The organism is Streptomyces sp. NPDC025651 (assembly GCF_055558735.1).
Genome location: NZ_JBVHLZ010000002.1, coordinates 725,205 through 741,171 on the forward strand (window position 1 = coordinate 725,205; position 15,967 = coordinate 741,171).

Annotated in this window: 15 protein-coding genes; 6 read left to right on the plus strand and 9 right to left on the minus strand. The window is 67.1% G+C overall.

Features of this window, described 5'->3' with window-relative positions; genetic code table 11:
• Positions 1-9: 9 nt before the first annotated feature.
• The 5 genes from ACZ4D5_RS11285 to ACZ4D5_RS11305 all read right to left on the minus strand — a co-directional run bounded on the left by ACZ4D5_RS11285 (position 10) and on the right by ACZ4D5_RS11305 (position 4,670).
• Positions 10-534, minus strand: coding sequence for an LppU/SCO3897 family protein (locus ACZ4D5_RS11285; protein WP_467772087.1), 525 nt, complete (start codon positions 532-534; stop codon positions 10-12).
• A 441-nt stretch (positions 535-975) separates the two neighbouring features.
• Entirely contained in the window at positions 976-1,332 is a 357-nt protein-coding gene (locus ACZ4D5_RS11290; protein WP_467772088.1) for a peptidase inhibitor family I36 protein, read from the minus strand.
• A gap of 156 nt (positions 1,333-1,488) precedes the next feature.
• Entirely contained in the window at positions 1,489-2,742 is a 1,254-nt protein-coding gene (locus tag ACZ4D5_RS11295) for an MFS transporter (RefSeq protein WP_467772089.1), read from the minus strand.
• Between the two features lie 99 nt (positions 2,743-2,841).
• The gene (locus ACZ4D5_RS11300; RefSeq protein ID WP_362338625.1) at positions 2,842-3,924 is read right to left on the minus strand and encodes an inositol-3-phosphate synthase; all 1,083 of its coding nucleotides are present in this window, start codon (positions 3,922-3,924) and stop codon (positions 2,842-2,844) included.
• A 59-nt stretch (positions 3,925-3,983) separates the two neighbouring features.
• Positions 3,984-4,670 carry a PadR family transcriptional regulator gene (locus ACZ4D5_RS11305; protein ID WP_467772090.1) on the minus strand — a complete coding sequence of 229 codons (687 nt, stop codon included), beginning with the start codon at positions 4,668-4,670 and terminating at the stop codon, positions 3,984-3,986.
• Positions 4,671-5,043: 373 nt separating this feature from the next.
• Between ACZ4D5_RS11305 and ACZ4D5_RS11310 the strand changes: the two genes are divergently transcribed.
• Together ACZ4D5_RS11310 and ACZ4D5_RS11315 are read left to right on the plus strand one after the other, a co-directional pair.
• Positions 5,044-7,812 (plus strand): transglycosylase domain-containing protein, encoded by a 2,769-nt coding sequence (locus ACZ4D5_RS11310; protein WP_467772091.1) that lies wholly within the window; start codon positions 5,044-5,046, stop codon positions 7,810-7,812.
• Between the two features lie 135 nt (positions 7,813-7,947).
• The gene (locus ACZ4D5_RS11315) at positions 7,948-9,492 is read left to right on the plus strand and encodes a glycosyltransferase family 87 protein (protein WP_467772092.1); all 1,545 of its coding nucleotides are present in this window, start codon (positions 7,948-7,950) and stop codon (positions 9,490-9,492) included.
• 95 nt (positions 9,493-9,587) lie between these two features.
• On the opposite strand, the gene ACZ4D5_RS11320 is transcribed toward ACZ4D5_RS11315, so the two are convergent.
• The 3 genes from ACZ4D5_RS11320 to ACZ4D5_RS11330 form a co-directional block, all read right to left on the minus strand.
• Positions 9,588-10,619, minus strand: coding sequence for an alanine racemase (locus tag ACZ4D5_RS11320; RefSeq protein WP_362338636.1), 1,032 nt, complete (start codon positions 10,617-10,619; stop codon positions 9,588-9,590).
• A gap of 66 nt (positions 10,620-10,685) precedes the next feature.
• Positions 10,686-11,807 (minus strand): lipid II:glycine glycyltransferase FemX, encoded by a 1,122-nt coding sequence (locus tag ACZ4D5_RS11325; RefSeq protein WP_362338639.1) that lies wholly within the window; start codon positions 11,805-11,807, stop codon positions 10,686-10,688.
• A 147-nt stretch (positions 11,808-11,954) separates the two neighbouring features.
• Positions 11,955-12,269: a hypothetical protein gene (locus ACZ4D5_RS11330; protein WP_467772093.1), complete on the minus strand. Its 315-nt coding sequence runs from the start codon at positions 12,267-12,269 to the stop codon at positions 11,955-11,957.
• 266 nt (positions 12,270-12,535) lie between these two features.
• Between ACZ4D5_RS11330 and rpsF the strand changes: the two genes are divergently transcribed.
• The 4 genes from rpsF (at position 12,536) to rplI (ending at position 14,271) form a co-directional block, all read left to right on the plus strand.
• Entirely contained in the window at positions 12,536-12,826 is a 291-nt protein-coding gene (rpsF, locus tag ACZ4D5_RS11335; RefSeq protein ID WP_006604399.1) for a 30S ribosomal protein S6, read from the plus strand.
• A 75-nt stretch (positions 12,827-12,901) separates the two neighbouring features.
• Entirely contained in the window at positions 12,902-13,495 is a 594-nt protein-coding gene (locus ACZ4D5_RS11340; RefSeq protein ID WP_467772094.1) for a single-stranded DNA-binding protein, read from the plus strand.
• Between the two features lie 74 nt (positions 13,496-13,569).
• A complete protein-coding gene (gene rpsR / locus ACZ4D5_RS11345) occupies positions 13,570-13,806 on the plus strand; it encodes a 30S ribosomal protein S18 (RefSeq protein WP_003949403.1) in 237 nt (78 codons plus the stop codon).
• An 18-nt stretch (positions 13,807-13,824) separates the two neighbouring features.
• A complete protein-coding gene (gene rplI, locus ACZ4D5_RS11350) occupies positions 13,825-14,271 on the plus strand; it encodes a 50S ribosomal protein L9 (protein ID WP_362338645.1) in 447 nt (148 codons plus the stop codon).
• A 132-nt stretch (positions 14,272-14,403) separates the two neighbouring features.
• Here rplI and ACZ4D5_RS11355 read toward each other — a convergent pair whose 3' ends face one another.
• Complete coding sequence (locus tag ACZ4D5_RS11355; protein ID WP_467772095.1) at positions 14,404-15,741, minus strand: MATE family efflux transporter; 1,338 nt, start codon at positions 15,739-15,741, stop codon at positions 14,404-14,406.
• Positions 15,742-15,967: the final 226 nt, after the last annotated feature.

Sequence of the window (15,967 nt, forward strand, 5' to 3'; positions counted from 1 at the left end):
TGTGTCAGGTCAGGCTTCCTTTGTGCAGAACAGGAAGTTGTTGCCCTCCCCGGTCTCGGCGTAGAACCCGGTGGCGCCCTCGACCTTGCGGCACTCGGCCTCCGCCGTGAACGAGGTGAACTTGCCGTCGATCTTCTTGATGCCCTTGGATTCCGCCTCGGAGGAGGAGCAGTCCACGACCTCCATGCGGTCCGAGGACGACGAGGCGGGCTTCAGGCAGTCGCCGACCGCCGCGGTCTCTGCGTCGTCCCGGCTCGCCCACCAGCTACCTGCGATCACTATGAGGCCGAGCACCACGGCCGCACCTCGCAGGTACGCCTTTATGGGACGACGCTGCGGCTGGGGCGGCGGAACCGGCGCGCCCTGGTTGAAGGCCGGATACGGCTGCTGCGGCATGCCCGGCTGGCCCTGCTGGGGCGGGTACGGGGCCGCTGGTGCCTGCTGGCCGTACGGAGCGCCGCCCTGGGGCTGGCCATAGGGGTTCTGGCCCTGGGGCGGGTACGGAGTCTGGCCCTGGGGCGGCGGAGTGGTCACTTTGGGGGTCCCCCTCGAACGAGAGCGCGATGGCGCGAATAAGACGCCCGTAAGTTATCGGGGAGAAGCGGCGTCCCTGAAACTCACAGGGACTCTGTGGCACTGATGTGACACTTACTGAGCGACAAACCGGTCAATAGCGGAACTAATGGCGTCTGGTCGCTGCTACTGCCGCCCGGCGCTGCGTCAGCTCGCTGAAGTGGTGCGCCGCTATGGGCGGTGGGGCATGTGCTGCTGAAGCGGTGTCCAGGGAGCAGTGGACTGCTTAGGCGCGAGGGTGTGTTGCGGGATTCGGGCGTACCGCCGCAGTTCTCGTAAGAGTAGGAGTTGGTATCCGGTTTTCCTCACGCTAAATGCATGCAGGGTGGCTGATCTGTACAGGCCAGCCACCCTGTGTAGCACTTCCGTGCTGGTGTCTTTTCTCTTAATCGCGAAGGCGGATCAGGCCGCTATGCCTTTGTAGCTGGCAGGGACAAACGGGGTGCTTGAGGAGTAGTCACCGGGCTTGATGTCGAAGTAGGATCCCTTGCAATCCTTCTTTGAGTAGTAGCGGACTTTCCCTGCCCTTCCATTTGCTACGGAGTGGCCTGACTGCAACGGATTAGTGCATTGGTTACCCCAGTCTGGCAGTGCTGACCAGCGGGAACCCGAGAAGTTCTTGTTCTTCCATATGCACATGTACTTTGAATTAATGCAACTCTTCCGGTCTGCCGTTCCAGCGCTTGCTGGTGCGGCGCTGACGACGCCGGTTACCACTATGGCGAGGGTTGTGGCCGCGATGCCCAGCGACTTCTTCATAATCTGCTCCTTTATGGGATGGCTGGAACGCTATCGAGTTCTTCGCGCGTATGAGGCAGGAATCGGTTGGTGTGACCGACCTCACGCTAGATTTCGATGCAAGCTCGGGAGCTTAAACTTGACTCAAATAAATATGGCCATCAATGAGTAAGTCAGCTAAAGGGGGAGACGCGAACCGCTGAATGCAATTGTTGCGTAGAGCAGTGCCACGCCCACAACAAGCGGAACCGACCTGCCGTCAGGCGGCAGCATCAGCGCGGCCACCGCTGCCGCGCCGACGAAAGCGACGTTGAAGAGGACGTCGTAGACGGAGAAGATTCGGCCGCGGAAGCCGTCGTCCACCGAGGACTGCACCACCGTGTCCGTGGCGATCTTCGCGCCCTGAGTCGTGAGGCCGAGGACGAAGGCGGCGATGAGGAGGGGGACGGGTTCGAAGGGGAGACCGAGGGCCGGTTCCAGGACCGCCGCCGTCGCCGCGCAGGCCACGATCCAGCCGCTCGCCCCCAGTCGCGCCACCGCGGAAGGCGTCACCACGGCGGCCACGAAGAACCCCGCGCCGGAGATCCCCACGGCGAGTCCGAGCAGCGCGAGCCCGTCGGACTCCGTCGATGTCCAGGCGTACCGGCACAGCATCAGGACCATCACCGTGAGCGCGCCGTAGCAGAACCGCATCACCGTCATCGCGGCCAGCGCGCGGGCGGCCGCGGGGCGCTGGGCCAGATGGCGCACCCCCGCCCGCAGGCCTCGTGCCGTCCCGGCCAGCGCGGCCGCCAGGCGTGGCTGCACCAACTCCGGATCCGGTCCGAGCAGTTCACGGGCCATGCGGAGGGACGCGAACGCCGCGCAGAGGTACAGGGCGGCGCCGAGGAGGACCACCGCCGCGTCCGAGTCCGATGCCGCCAGACGGACGATGAAGGCGAGGCCGCCTCCCACGGTCGCGGCGAGCGTTCCCGCGGTCGGCGAGAGGGAGTTGGCGATGACCAGGCGGTCGGCGTCGACGACGCGGGGCAGGGCTGCCGAGAGCCCGGCCAGGACGAAGCGGTTGACGGCCGTGACGCACAGCGCGGAGGCGTAGAAGAGCCAGTCGGGGACGTCACTGAGCATCAGCAGCGCGGTCAGCGACGCAAGGCCGGCCCGCAGGACATTGCCGTACAGGAACACCTGGCGGCGCTGCCAGCGGTCGAGCAGGACGCCGGCGAAGGGCCCGATCAAGGAGTACGGGAGGAGCAGCACGGCCATGGCGGAGGCGATCGCTCCGGGCGAGGCCTGCTTCTCCGGAGAGAAGACGACGTACGTCGCGAGGGCGACCTGATAGACGCCGTCCGCGCCCTGCGAGATCAGCCGTACGGCGAGCAGCCGCCGGAAGTCCCGCAGCCGCAGCAGTATCCGCAGGTCACCGACGACAGCCATGGGCCAAGCCTCACATACGAAGAGGGTCCCCGGGCGGAATGCCCGAGGACCCTCAACACGTCACAAGGAGAAGGCGATTGGCGCGCCCTCCGGGTCTCGCTAGCGCTCGACCTCGCCCTTGATGAACTTCTCGACGTTCGCGTAGGCCTCGTCGTCGAAGTACTGGACCGGCGGGGACTTCATGAAGTAGCTCGACGCGGAGAGGATCGGGCCGCCGATGCCGCGGTCCTTGGCGATCTTCGCGGCGCGCAGGGCGTCGATGATGACACCGGCCGAGTTCGGGGAGTCCCAGACCTCGAGCTTGTACTCCAGGTTCAGCGGGACCTCACCGAAGGCGCGGCCCTCGAGGCGGACGTACGCCCACTTGCGGTCGTCGAGCCACGCCACGTAGTCCGACGGGCCGATGTGGACGTTCTTCTCGCCCAGCTCGCGGTCCGGGATCTGCGAGGTGACGGCCTGCGTCTTCGAGATCTTCTTGGACTCGAGGCGGTCACGCTCGAGCATGTTCTTGAAGTCCATGTTGCCGCCGACGTTGAGCTGCATGGTGCGCTCGAGACGGACACCGCGGTCCTCGAACAGCTTCGCCATCACGCGGTGCGTGATGGTGGCGCCGACCTGCGACTTGATGTCGTCGCCGACGATCGGGACACCGGCCTCGGTGAACTTGTCCGCCCACTCCTTGGTGCCGGCGATGAAGACCGGCAGGGCGTTGACGAACGCGACCTTGGCGTCGATGGCGCACTGCGCGTAGTACTTCGCGGCGTCCTCGGAGCCCACGGGCAGGTAGCAGACGAGAACGTCGACCTGGCGGTCCTTGAGGATCTGGACCACGTCGACCGGGGCCTCGGCGGACTCCTCGATGGTCTGGCGGTAGTACTTGCCCAGGCCGTCGAGGGTGTGGCCGCGCTGGACCTGGACGCCGGTGTTCGGCACGTCGCAGATCTTGATGGTGTTGTTCTCGCTGGCGCCGATGGCGTCCGCGAGGTCGAGCCCGACCTTCTTCGCATCGACGTCGAAGGCGGCGACGAACTCGACGTCACCGACGTGGTAGTCGCCGAACTGGACGTGCATCAGGCCCGGGACCTTGGTGTCCGGGTCGGCGTCCTTGTAGAACTCGACGCCCTGGACCAGCGAGGCGGCGCAGTTGCCCACGCCGACGATGGCTACGCGAACCGAACCCATTCCGGTTGCTCCCTGTGTGATCTCGGTATTCCGGATGAAACCCTGCAAAACGCCGGGTCTCACTTGGCGGGGTCATCGGACGGATCCGGCGGCGGGTTGTTCTCCCGCCGCCGGGGCAGGACCGCCGACTCCCCTGATGTGCTGTTCTGCTGAGCGGAGCTGTCGGGAGCGGACCGTTGCTGGTCCCGTCCCGCTCGCTCGCTCTCGATGAGCTCGTTCAGCCAGCGCACTTCGCGCTCCACGGACTCCATGCCGTGCCGCTGGAGCTCAAGCGTGTAGTCGTCCAGGCGCTCCCGGGTACGGGCCAGGGAGGCGCGCATCTTCTCCAGGCGCTCTTCGAGGCGGCTGCGGCGGCCCTCGAGCACCCGCATGCGTACGTCCCGCGAGGTCTGCCCGAAGAAGGCGAAGCGGGCGGCGAAGTGCTCGTCCTCGTACGCGTCGGGGCCGGTCTGCGAGAGCAGATCCTCGAAGTGCTCCTTACCTTCCGCCGTCAACCGATAGACGATCTTGGCGCGACGCCCTGCGAGTGGAGCTGCGAGGGCGTCCTCGGGGCTGCTGCCCGGCTCCTCGATCAACCAGCCGTTGGCGACCAGCGTCTTGAGGCACGGATAGAGGGTCCCGTAGCTGAAGGCGCGGAACACTCCCAGCGACGTATTGAGTCGTTTCCGCAGCTCATAGCCGTGCATCGGAGACTCGCGGAGCAGACCGAGCACGGCGAATTCCAGGATGCCGGAGCGCCTGCTCATCGTCGCCTCCCGTCTGCCGCGGTCTCTCAGTACGGCCTTTATGCCGAGCTGATGTATCGACTCGATACATCGAGACGATAGAACGGCGATCCGGTTGAGACAAGAGGGGGCACGGTGAACGGCGTCACATCACCGATTCGTAGGAAGTAACTTGCCTGATTTGGGGTGAACTTCAGCTCTACGAGGGTTTTGACGGTGCGTAGTCTGTGCGCCATGCATGCCACCGGGAACCAAGTGACGCCAGGGAGCGTCGTCGTCCCCGGTGCAGTGCGGGTGAGTGCCGGAACGGGCGCATCCGTACTTCGGGGGGACCGGAAACCAGCCGCCGTTTCCAGGCGTGGACAGCTGCGCCTGCCCGAGGAGTAATCGTTCGATGAGCGAGCACCGTCGCAAACCGCCGCAGCCGCAGGGTGGCGGACGCGCCGCGGCCAGGCGCGGCGCCCCAGGAGCGTCGTCGGGCCGCCGCGCGGCACCGCGGGGCGCCACTGGATCGCCCTCTTCCTCCTATGGGTCGCATGGATCAGGGGCCCCCGACGACGGGGACCGCCCTTACGGCGGGCGGGCCGAGGCCCGTCGCGCCGCTCAGCGCAGTGGTTCGGTGGGCGCGGGCGGCGGTCGTCGCAGAGCGCCCGACGGGTCCGGCGGCGGGCGGTCGGGCGCCGGTGGCGGCGGACGCCGTGGCGGTGGCGGTCCCGGTGGTCCGAGCGGCCCCGGGCGCGGCAGGGGCCGTGGCGCCGAGCCGCCTCGCAAGAAGCGGTTCATCGACTACCCGCGCGCGGGCAGGCACGGTGCGCGGCGCTGGATCCCGTCATGGCGCCTGGTCAGCGGCGTGTTCATCGGTTTCCTCGGCAGCCTGATGGCGGTCGCCGGCATCTCGTACGCCCTGGTGGAGGTGCCCGAGGTCGACAAGGCGGCCAAGGCCCAGAACAACGTCTACTACTGGGCCGACGGCAAGCAGATGGTCGCGACGGGTGGTGAGCGCAACCGCCAGATCATCGACTACGACGACATCCCCAAGGAGATGCGCTTCGCCGTCATGTCGGCGGAGAACAAGTCCTTCGAGAAGGACAAGGGCATCGACCCGATGGGCATCACCCGTGCCCTGGTCAACATGGCCAAGGGCGGGCAGACCCAGGGTGGCTCGACCATCACCCAGCAGTACGTGAAGAACGCGCGCCTCGGTGACCAGTCGCAGACGTTCAGCCGTAAGTTCAAAGAGCTCTTCATCTCGATAAAGGTCGGCCGGACGGTCCCCAAGGAGGACATCATGGCCGGCTACCTCAACACCGCTTATTACGGTCGTGGGGCGTACGGCATCCAGGCGGCGGCTCGGGCCTACTTCGACAAGGAAGCCAGCGAGCTGGATCCGAGCGAGTGCGCTCTGCTCGCCACGGTGCTCAAGGGCGCCACGTACTACGACCCTGCCGGCTACCCCGAGATCGACCCCGCGGCCAACAGCAAGGACAACACCGCGCGCGCCAAGAAGCGCTGGGCGTGGATCCTGGACGAAGAGGTCAAGGACGGTCGTCTGACCGCCGCGCAGCGGGGCAAGTACACGAAGTTCCCCAAGCTGCAGAACCCGCGGTCGAACACCCAGCTCGCCGGCCAGACCGGTTACCTCGTGGACCTGGCCAAGGCCTACGTCATCAGGAACACGAACATCACCGCCGAGGAGCTTCAGCAGGGCGGCTACGAGATCCACACGACCTTCGAGAGGAAGAAGGTCAAGGAACTCGAGAAAGCGGTGAGGAAGGTCCAGAAGGACAAGATCAAGCCGAAGCTGCGTCCGGACAAGGACACGCACGTCCAGTTCGGCGGTGCCTCCGTGGATCCGAAGGACGGCGCGATCAAGGCCATCTACGGCGGTGAGGACGCGACGAAGCACTTCACCAACAACGCCGACCAGACCGGTGCCCAGGTCGGTTCGACGTACAAGCCGTTCGTGCTGGCCGCCGCTTTCAAGCACGGTGTGCGGGACCGGGAGGGCCCCGAGATCCAGTCCGACGCCGAGCGCACCGTCGTCAATCCGAAGAGCCTGTACAGCGGCAAGAACAAGCTCAAGATCCAGAAGTACAACGGCGACGTCTGGACCGACAGAGAAGGCAAGGAGTGGCTCCAGACGAACGACGGAGACCAGTCCTACAACGCCCCGACCTACCAGATCGACCTGCGTGAGGCGATGCGGGAGTCGGTGAACTCGGCCTATGTGCAGCTCGGCATGGACGTCGGCCTGGACAAGGTGAAGGAGACGGCCATGGAGGCCGGTCTCAAGGACGACACCTCCATGGCCAGCGCCAATTACCCGTCCTTCTCGCTCGGCACCTCCTCACCGAGCGCGATCCGGATGGCCGGGGCGTACTCCACTTTCGCGGCCAGCGGCAAGCAGAACGAGCCGTACTCGGTCACCGAGGTCAAGCACGAGGGCGACACGGTCTACCAGCACGAGAAGGAGACCAAGCAGGTCTTCACCGCTGAGGTCGCCGACAACGTCACCGATGTACTGAGGACCGTCGTGGACAAGGGCACCGGTACCTCGGCTCGGCTGCAGGGCCGCCAGGTCGCCGGCAAGACCGGTACGACCGACGGCAACAAGTCCGCCTGGTTCGTCGGCTACACCCCGCAGCTGTCGACGGCGATCAGCATGTACCGGCTCGACGACGACGAGAACAACAAGAAGCGCGAGTTCCTGGAGATGTTCGGCACGGGTGGCGAGGAGAAGATCCACGGCGCCTCGTTCCCCGCGCAGATCTGGCGGGACTACATGACGCAGGCGCTCAAGAACGCGCCGGTGAAGACGTTCCCCGTGCCGGAGCCGATCGGCAAGGTCGTCGGGGAGACTCCGCCTCCGCCGCCGTCCCCGACGGAGACGGAGGAACCGGAGGAGACCACGTCGCCCACGCCCACGGAGTCCGAGTCCTCGAAGCCTCCGTCGGAGTCGCCCGACCCCGGTGAGTCCTGCGATCCGTTCGACTGGGACTGCAACCACAACGGTGGTCAGGAGAACGGCGGTGCCGACGGAGGGGCTGACGGCGGTCCCGGTGGCGAGTCGCCACCGGCCACCGAGGATCCGACCGATGGCGGAGCGAGCAACGGGAACGGCCATGGCGGCGGAGGCGGGTTCATCTCCGGTTCGGAAGGCTGAGCCGACGCCTTCCGGCTGATCCGGCAGGACGCCGGGGACTCCCCCGCTCATGTTTCACGTGAAACGAGGGCCGTCGCACCGATGGGTGCGGCGGCCCTCTCCGTGTTTTCAGTCGCGTACGGCAGGATGGCGGGCATGCCCAGTGCAGACCCCAGCGCAGATCCGAGCGCAGAGACCCCGCGCACGAGCGTGTACGAGCCTGTGAGCCCGCAGGAGCCGGAGCCGGATCCGGTACGGCCCACGAAGGAGGACGAGGTCGCCAGGGCCGGCAGTGAGCTGATCGGCGGTCCCATCGGCCGAAGAGTGCTGTTCGCGGCGACCTGGTGGACCCCCGTACGCATCATCGCGCTCGTCGCAATCGGGATGTTCGCGCTCGGAATGATCCAGAAGATGCCCTGCTACAACGGCGCGTGGTTCTTCGGGGCGAGCTCGCAGTACACGCACGCGTGCTACTCCGACATCCCGCATCTCTACCAGGGGCGTGGCTTCGCCGACGGTCTCGTGCCGTACTTCGACAAGTTGCCCGGCGACATGGAGTACCTCGAGTATCCGGTCCTCACCGGAGTGTTCATGGAGGTGGCCTCCTGGGTGACTCCTGGCAGCGGATCCATCCAGCACCAGGAGAAGATCTACTGGATGGTCAACGCCGGGATGCTGATGGTCTGCGCGGCGGTCATCGCCGTCTGCGTCGCCCGCACCCATCGGCGCCGCCCCTGGGACGCGCTGCTGGTCGCCCTGGCGCCGGCGTTCGCGCTGACGGCCACCATCAACTGGGACCTGTTCGCCGTCGCTCTCACGGCCGCCGCGATGATGATGTGGGCACGCGCGCGCGTACTTGCCTTCGGTGTGCTCCTCGGGCTCGCGACGGCAGCCAAGCTCTATCCGGTGCTGCTGCTCGGGCCGCTGCTGATCCTGTGCTGGCGCGCGGGCCGATGGCGGGAGTTCGGCACCGCCCTGCTCGGTACGGCGGGTGCCTGGCTGGGCGTCAACCTTCCGGTGATGCTGCTCGCGAGCGACGGCTGGTCGAAGTTCTACACCTTCAGCCAGGAGCGCGGCGTCGACTTCGGGTCCTTCTGGCTGATCCTCTCCCAGCGCATGGACTCCCCGCTGACCACCGACACGGTCAACACCCTGGCGATGGCACTGATGCTGCTCGCCTGCCTGGGCATAGGAGCGCTCGGGCTCACCGCGCCGCGGCGCCCGCGCTTCGCGCAGCTCGCCTTCCTGGTGGTCGCCGCCTTCATCCTCACCAACAAGGTCTACTCGCCGCAGTACGTGCTGTGGCTGGTCCCCCTCGCCGCGCTCGCGAGGCCGCGCTGGCGCGACTTCCTGATCTGGCAGGCGTGCGAGGTCGCGTACTTCCTGGGGATCTGGATGTACCTGGCGTACACGACGAGTGGAGACGCCCACAAGGGGTTGCCGACCGAGGGCTACCAACTGGCCATCGCCGTCCACCTGTTGGGGACGCTGTACCTGTGCGCCGTGGTCGTACGCGACATCCTGATGCCGGAGCGGGACGTGGTGCGCAGAGCCGGGGACGACGACCCTTCGGGGGGTGTCCTGGATGGTGCGGAGGACGTCTTCGTCCTGGGGTCCGGAGGGCTGCCGGCGCGGACCACCGCGCACTCCAGCGAGGGGCCCTGCGTGAAGTGGGGGTCGGTGACCGACCTGCCGCGCTGAGGCGCGTGACGTTCACTCTGGGCGAACAGCACATGAGGAAGGGCCCGGTACGACACACGTCGTACCGGGCCCTTCCTACATGCTCGACCGACTGCTCAGCGGTCGATGATTCGGTCGAACTGCGTGGTGGTGTGCCTCAGGTGGGCCACCAGTTCCTCGCCGACCTTCGGCTCCGGTGCGTCGGAGGGCACGAAGAGGATGGAGACCTGCATGTGCGGCGGCTCCGCGAACCAGCGCTGCTTGCCCGCCCAGACGAACGGCGAGAGGTTGCGGTTGACGGTCGCGAGACCGGCGCGGGCCACGCCCTTGGCCCGCGGCATCATGCCGTGCAGCGCCTTCGGGGCCTCCAGGCCGACGCCGTGCGAGGTGCCGCCCGCGACCACGACCAGCCAGCCGTCGGAGGCGGCCTTCTGCTGGCGGTAGCCGAAGCGGTCGCCCTTCGCGACGGCGGTGACGTCGAGGACGGCGCCGCGGTACTCCGTGGCCTCGTGGTCGCCCAGCCAGAGGTTCGTGCCGATACGGGCGCGGAAGCGGGTCTGCGGGAACTGCTGCTGCAGACGGGCGAGTTCGCCGGCCTTGAGGTGGCTGACGAACATCGTGTGCAGCGGGAGGCGGGCCGCGCGCAGGCGGTCCATCCAGCCGATGACCTCCTCGACGGCGTCCGAGCCGTCGGTACGGTCCAGCGGCAGGTGGATCGCGAAGCCTTCGAGGCGTACGTCCTCGATGGCGGCGTGCAACTGCGGGAGCTCCTGCTCGCTGATGCCGTGGCGCTTCATCGAGGACATGACCTCGATGACGACGCGGGCACCCACGAGGCCGTGCACGCCGTCGAGCGACGACACGGAGCGGATGACGCGGTCGGGCAGCGGCACCGGCTCCTCGCCCCGCCGGAACGGGGTCAGGACCAGCAGGTCGCCGCCGAACCAGTCCTTGATCCGGGCGGCTTCATAGGTGGTGCCCACGGCGAGCACGTCGGAGCCGAAGCGCGTGGCTTCCTCGGCCAGGCGCTCATGACCGAAGCCGTAGCCGTTGCCCTTGCAGACCGGGACGATGCCCGGGAACTGCTCCAGCATGTGCTTCTGGTGTGCCCGCCAGCGCGCGGTGTCGACATAGAGCGTGAGCGCCATGGCTGGATCCCGGAACCTTTCTCGTGTCTGCGGTGTATCAGAGTTATGGAAGGAAATTGTGCGGGATCAGCGGCGCGACATGTAGATGTCGAGCGCCTTGTGCAGCAGCTTGTTGAGCGGGAAGTCCCACTCGCCGATGTACTCGGCGGCCTCGCCACCGGTGCCGACCTTGAACTGGATCAGGCCGAAGAGGTGGTCGGTCTCGTCCAGGGAGTCGGAGATGCCGCGCAGGTCATAGACGGTGGCCCCCATGGCGTACGCATCGCGCAGCATCCGCCACTGCATCGCGTTCGAGGGCCTGACCTCGCGCCCGATGTTGTCCGACGCGCCGTAGGAGTACCAGACGTGTCCGCCGACGACCAGCATGGTCGCGGCCGACAGGTTCACGCCGTTGTGCCGCGCGAAGTACAGCCGCATGCGGTTGGGGTCCTCGGAGTTGAGGGCCTGCCACATCTGCTGGAAGTAGCCCAGCGGGCGCGGGCGGAACTTGTCGCGCACAGCCGTGATCTCGTACAGGCGCTGCCACTCGGCGAGGTCCTGGTAACCGCCCTGGACGACCTCGACGCCGGCCTTCTCGGCCTTCTTGATGTTGCGGCGCCACAGCTGGTTGAAGCCCTTCTGGACCTCGTCCAGCGAGCGGTTGGCCAGCGGCACCTGGAAGACGAAGCGGGGCTGGACGTCACCGAAGCCGGCGCCGCCGTCCTCGCCCTGCTGCCAGCCCATGCGGCGCAGCCGGTCGGAGACCTCGAAGGCCCGCGGCTCGATGTGCGTGGCCTCGGTGTCCCGCAGGCGCTTCACATCGGGGTTCTGGATGCCCGCCTTGATCGCCGGAGCGTCCCAGCGCCGGATGACGACCGGCGGGCCCATCTTCACCGAGAAGGCGCCCTGCTGCTTGAGGTGCGCCAGCATCGGCTGCAGCCACTCGTCCAGGTTCGGGGCGTACCAATTGATGACCGGACCCTCGGGGAGGTACGCGAGATACCGCTTCAGCTTGGGCAGCTGGCGGTAGAGCACCAGGCCGACACCGACCAACTGACCGGTCCTGTCGTCGAACCAGCCCAGGTTCTCCGAGCGCCATTCGCTCTTCACGTCAGCCCATGCCGGGACCTGGCAATGACTCGCCGACGGCAGGCTCTGGATATATGCCAGATGCTGCTCGCGGCTGATGGTCCTCAGGGTCAGACTCATTCGGGGCGCTCCTCGGGCTGGTGTGTCCCCATGGGTACAGGGGCTCCGGCTCTCGCGCCGAAGCCTACTGCGCCCTGCGAGCGACCCGTCTGGGCGTACGGAACCTGGGCCCCCGGCCGACCACGTGACCGGGGTGCCGCGAGGTCGTCAGCCGACGATTCCGCCGAAGAGTCCGCCGTGTGCCATGCCCAGGAAGAAGCCGACCGCCGAGGCGCCGAGCCCCAGGATCAGCCCGAACCGCTCTCGCGTCGTGGCCGAGATGAACTGGCCGTACGCACCCGTGAAGATCCCGACCAGGCCGGTCCACGAGCTGAGCAGATGGAGGTTGTGGAACATCGCCGTCACGAAGGCGATCGCACCGAGCACCAGCGTCACGCCGACCAGCGTGTCCTGGAGCGGATGGGACTTGCCGTCCGTGGCGAAGAGAGAGGTGGCGGTATTCGGACGCATTGTCTGTGCCATGTGAGGCACCTCCTGCGGAAGGCGGCGCATCGTAGCGCCATACACACCCGATGTGTACAGATTCTGCCCGTCCGACGTCGGATTTCAACCGGAAGCCTCGGTGCGGGTACTCTGTACCGTCTGCACCGGTGTCTGCCCAGGCCACGGCATGAGCCCCCGCTCTCGGGAGCCGATTGTCAGTGGCGGCCGATACCGTTGCGTACGCATCACGACCCTCCTGCCACGGAACGACCGTGGCCGCTGAGTCCAAAGGAGGTGGGTTCCACATGCGTCACTACGAAGTGATGGTCATCCTCGACCCCGATCTCGAGGAGCGCGCTGTCTCCCCGCTGATCGAGAACTTCCTCTCCGTCGTCCGTGAGGGCAACGGAAAGGTCGAGAAGGTCGACACCTGGGGCCGTCGTCGTCTGTCCTACGAGATCAAGAAGAAGCCCGAGGGCATCTACTCGGTCATCGACCTGCAGGCCGAGCCTGCGGTCGTCAAGGAGCTCGACCGACAGATGAACCTGAACGAGTCGGTCCTCCGGACCAAGGTCCTCCGTCCCGAGACCCACTGAGCTCCTTAGCTCAGCGGCACTCGGGATTCGAGTAGCAGCAAGCAGCCAGCAGCAAACCCGCCGAGAGGTTCCCCCATGGCAGGCGAGACCGTCATCACGGTCGTCGGCAATCTTGTCGACGACCCCGAGCTGCGCTTCACCCCCTCCGGTGCGGCGGTCGCGAAGTTCCGTGTCGCGTCCACCCCCCGCACCTTCGACCGTCAGACGAACGAGTGGAAGGACGGCGAGAGCCTGTTCCTGACCTGCTCGGTCTGGCGTCAGGCGGCGGAGAACGTCGCGGAGTCGCTCCAGCGAGGCATGCGCGTCATCGTGCAGGGCCGACTGAAGCAGCGGTCCTACGAGGACCGTGAGGGCATCAAGCGCACGGTCTACGAGCTGGACGTCGAGGAAGTCGGCGCCAGCCTGAAGAACGCCACGGCCAAGGTCACCAAGACCACCGGTCGCGGTGGCCAGGGTGGTTACGGCGGCGGTGGCGGCGGCCAGCAGGGCGGCGGCTGGGGCGGTGGCTCCGGCGGCGGTCAGCAGCAGGGTGGCGGCGGTGCTCCCGCCGACGACCCCTGGGCGACCGGTGCGCCTGCCGGCGGCGGCCAGCAGGGCGGCGGCGGTGGCGGCTGGGGCGGAAGCTCCGGCGGCTCCGGTGGCGGCTACTCGGACGAGCCCCCCTTCTAAGCCTCAGGGCTTGATGGCCCTCGGGCCAGGGGTGGGGCCGTACCCACACTTCTTGATCACACAGGAGAAACACCATGGCGAAGCCGCCTGTGCGCAAGCCTAAGAAGAAGGTCTGCGCGTTCTGCAAGGACAAGGTCACGTACGTGGACTACAAGGACACGAACATGCTGCGGAAGTTCATTTCCGACCGCGGCAAGATCCGTGCCCGCCGCGTGACCGGCAACTGCACGCAGCACCAGCGTGACGTCGCCACGGCCGTGAAGAACAGCCGTGAGATGGCGCTGCTGCCCTACACGTCCACCGCGCGATAAGGGAAGGGTGACCGACTAATGAAGATCATCCTCACCCACGAGGTCTCCGGCCTCGGCGCCGCCGGCGAGGTCGTAGACGTCAAGGACGGCTACGCCCGCAACTACCTGATCCCGCGGAACTTCGCGATCCGCTGGACCAAGGGTGGCGAGAAGGACGTCGAGCAGATCCGTCGTGCTCGCAAGATCCACGAGATCGCGACGATCGAGCAGGCCAACGAGGTCAAGGCCCAGCTCGAGGCCGTCAAGGTCCGCCTGGCCGTCCGCTCCGGCGACGCCGGTCGTCTCTTCGGTTCCGTCACCCCGGCCGACGTCGCTTCGGCGATCGAGGCTGCCGGTGGCCCGAAGATCGACAAGCGCCGCGTCGAGCTGGGTGCGCCGATCAAGACCCTGGGCGCCCACGCGACGTCCGTGCGTCTGCACCCCGAGGTTGCCGCCAAGGTCAACGTCGAGGTCGTCTCCGCCTAAGCACTGCGCTCTAGGGCATTGCGCTCGGTAGGACTGAGTGAAGGGGCCGCACCCACTGGGTGCGGCCCCTTCCTCGTGCGATCTGGCGTGGTTTCACGTGAAACAGCGTGAAACCGGGACAGCGTGAAACGGTCAGCGCGTGGCGCCCGTGACGATCCAGCGGCCGGAGCGGGAGCGCAGCCACAGGGTCACCATGCGCACGGCCATCATCAGCGTCATCGCTCCCCACAGCGCTGTCAGGCCTCCGCCGAGGGTCGGTACGACCAGGGCGACGGGGGTGAAGACGGCCAGCGTGATGAGCATCGCCCAGGCGAGATACGGCCCGTCGCCCGCGCCCATCAGGACACCGTCGAGCACGAAGACGATGCCGCAGATCGGCTGGGCGAGCGCCACCACCACGAGGGCGGGCAGTGCCGCGTCCTGGACGGCGGCGTCGCCGGTGAAGAGCGGGATGAACAACGGCCGTGCGAGGACGACCAGCAGACCGAGGACGACGCCCGAGGCGATGCCCCACTGCACCATCCGGCGGCAGACGTCGCGAGCGCCATTCGGATCGTCGGCGCCCAGATAGCGTCCGATGATCGCCTGCCCGGCGATGGCGATGGCGTCCAGCGCGAAGGCCAGCAGGCTCCACAGGGAGAGAACGATCTGGTGGGCGGCCACGTCGGCGTCACCGAGCCGGGCGGCCACGGCGGTGGCGATCATCAGGATGGCCCGCAGCGAGAGCGTGCGGACCAGGAGAGGTGCCCCGGCCTGGGCACAGGCCCGGATCCCGGCGGCGTCGGGGCGCAGCGAGGCTCCGTGCCGTCTGGCACCGCGTACGACGACGAAGAGATACACGGCGGCCATGCCGCACTGGGCGATGACGGTGCCCCAGGCGGAGCCGGCGATGCCGAGGTCCGCGCCGTAGACCAGGCCGACGTTGAGGACGCCGTTGGCGACGAAGCCGCCGATCGCGACGTACAGCGGGGTTCTGGTGTCCTGCAGGCCGCGCAGTACACCGGTGGCGGCGAGCACGACGAGCATGGCGGGGATGCCGAGCGAGGAGATCCGCAGATACGTGATGGCGTACGGGGCAGCGGTGTCCGAGGCGCCGAAGAGTTCCACGAGCGCTGGTGCGGTGGGCAGGACGACGGCGATGACGGCGGCACCGAGGAGCAGTGCGAGCCAGATGCCGTCCATGCCCTGGCGGATGGCGGCCTGGAGGTCTCCGGCTCCCACCCGGCGGGCGACGGCCGCTGTGGTGGCGTAGGCGAGGAAGACGAAGACGCTCACCGCGGTGGTGAGGAGAGCCGAGGCGACGCCGAGACCGGCCAGTTGCGCGGTGCCGAGGTGGCCGACGATGGCGCTGTCGGCCATCACGAAGAGGGGCTCGGCGACCAGTGCGCCGAAGGCCGGGACGGCGAGCGCGATGATCTCTCGGTCGTGTCTTCGCCGGGCGGCCTTGGGCGTCGCGGGAGCCTGTGTCATGGGCACCAATCTAATCTTCCACAGGTAAGAGATGCAATGTTCTTTAGACCCTTACTTGATCTCTCGTCGGACGCTTCGTGGCGCGCGGTTTGCAACGATCTTGGTCCGACTGGGGAAGTTTTTCTTCTGCACAGCCGGTGGATGGGAAAGGTGCAGGTCAGGGCCTATTTTGCGAGATGCCTGAGGGCTTGTTCACAGGGCTGTCCACCGGCCCGTGCACAGGTTT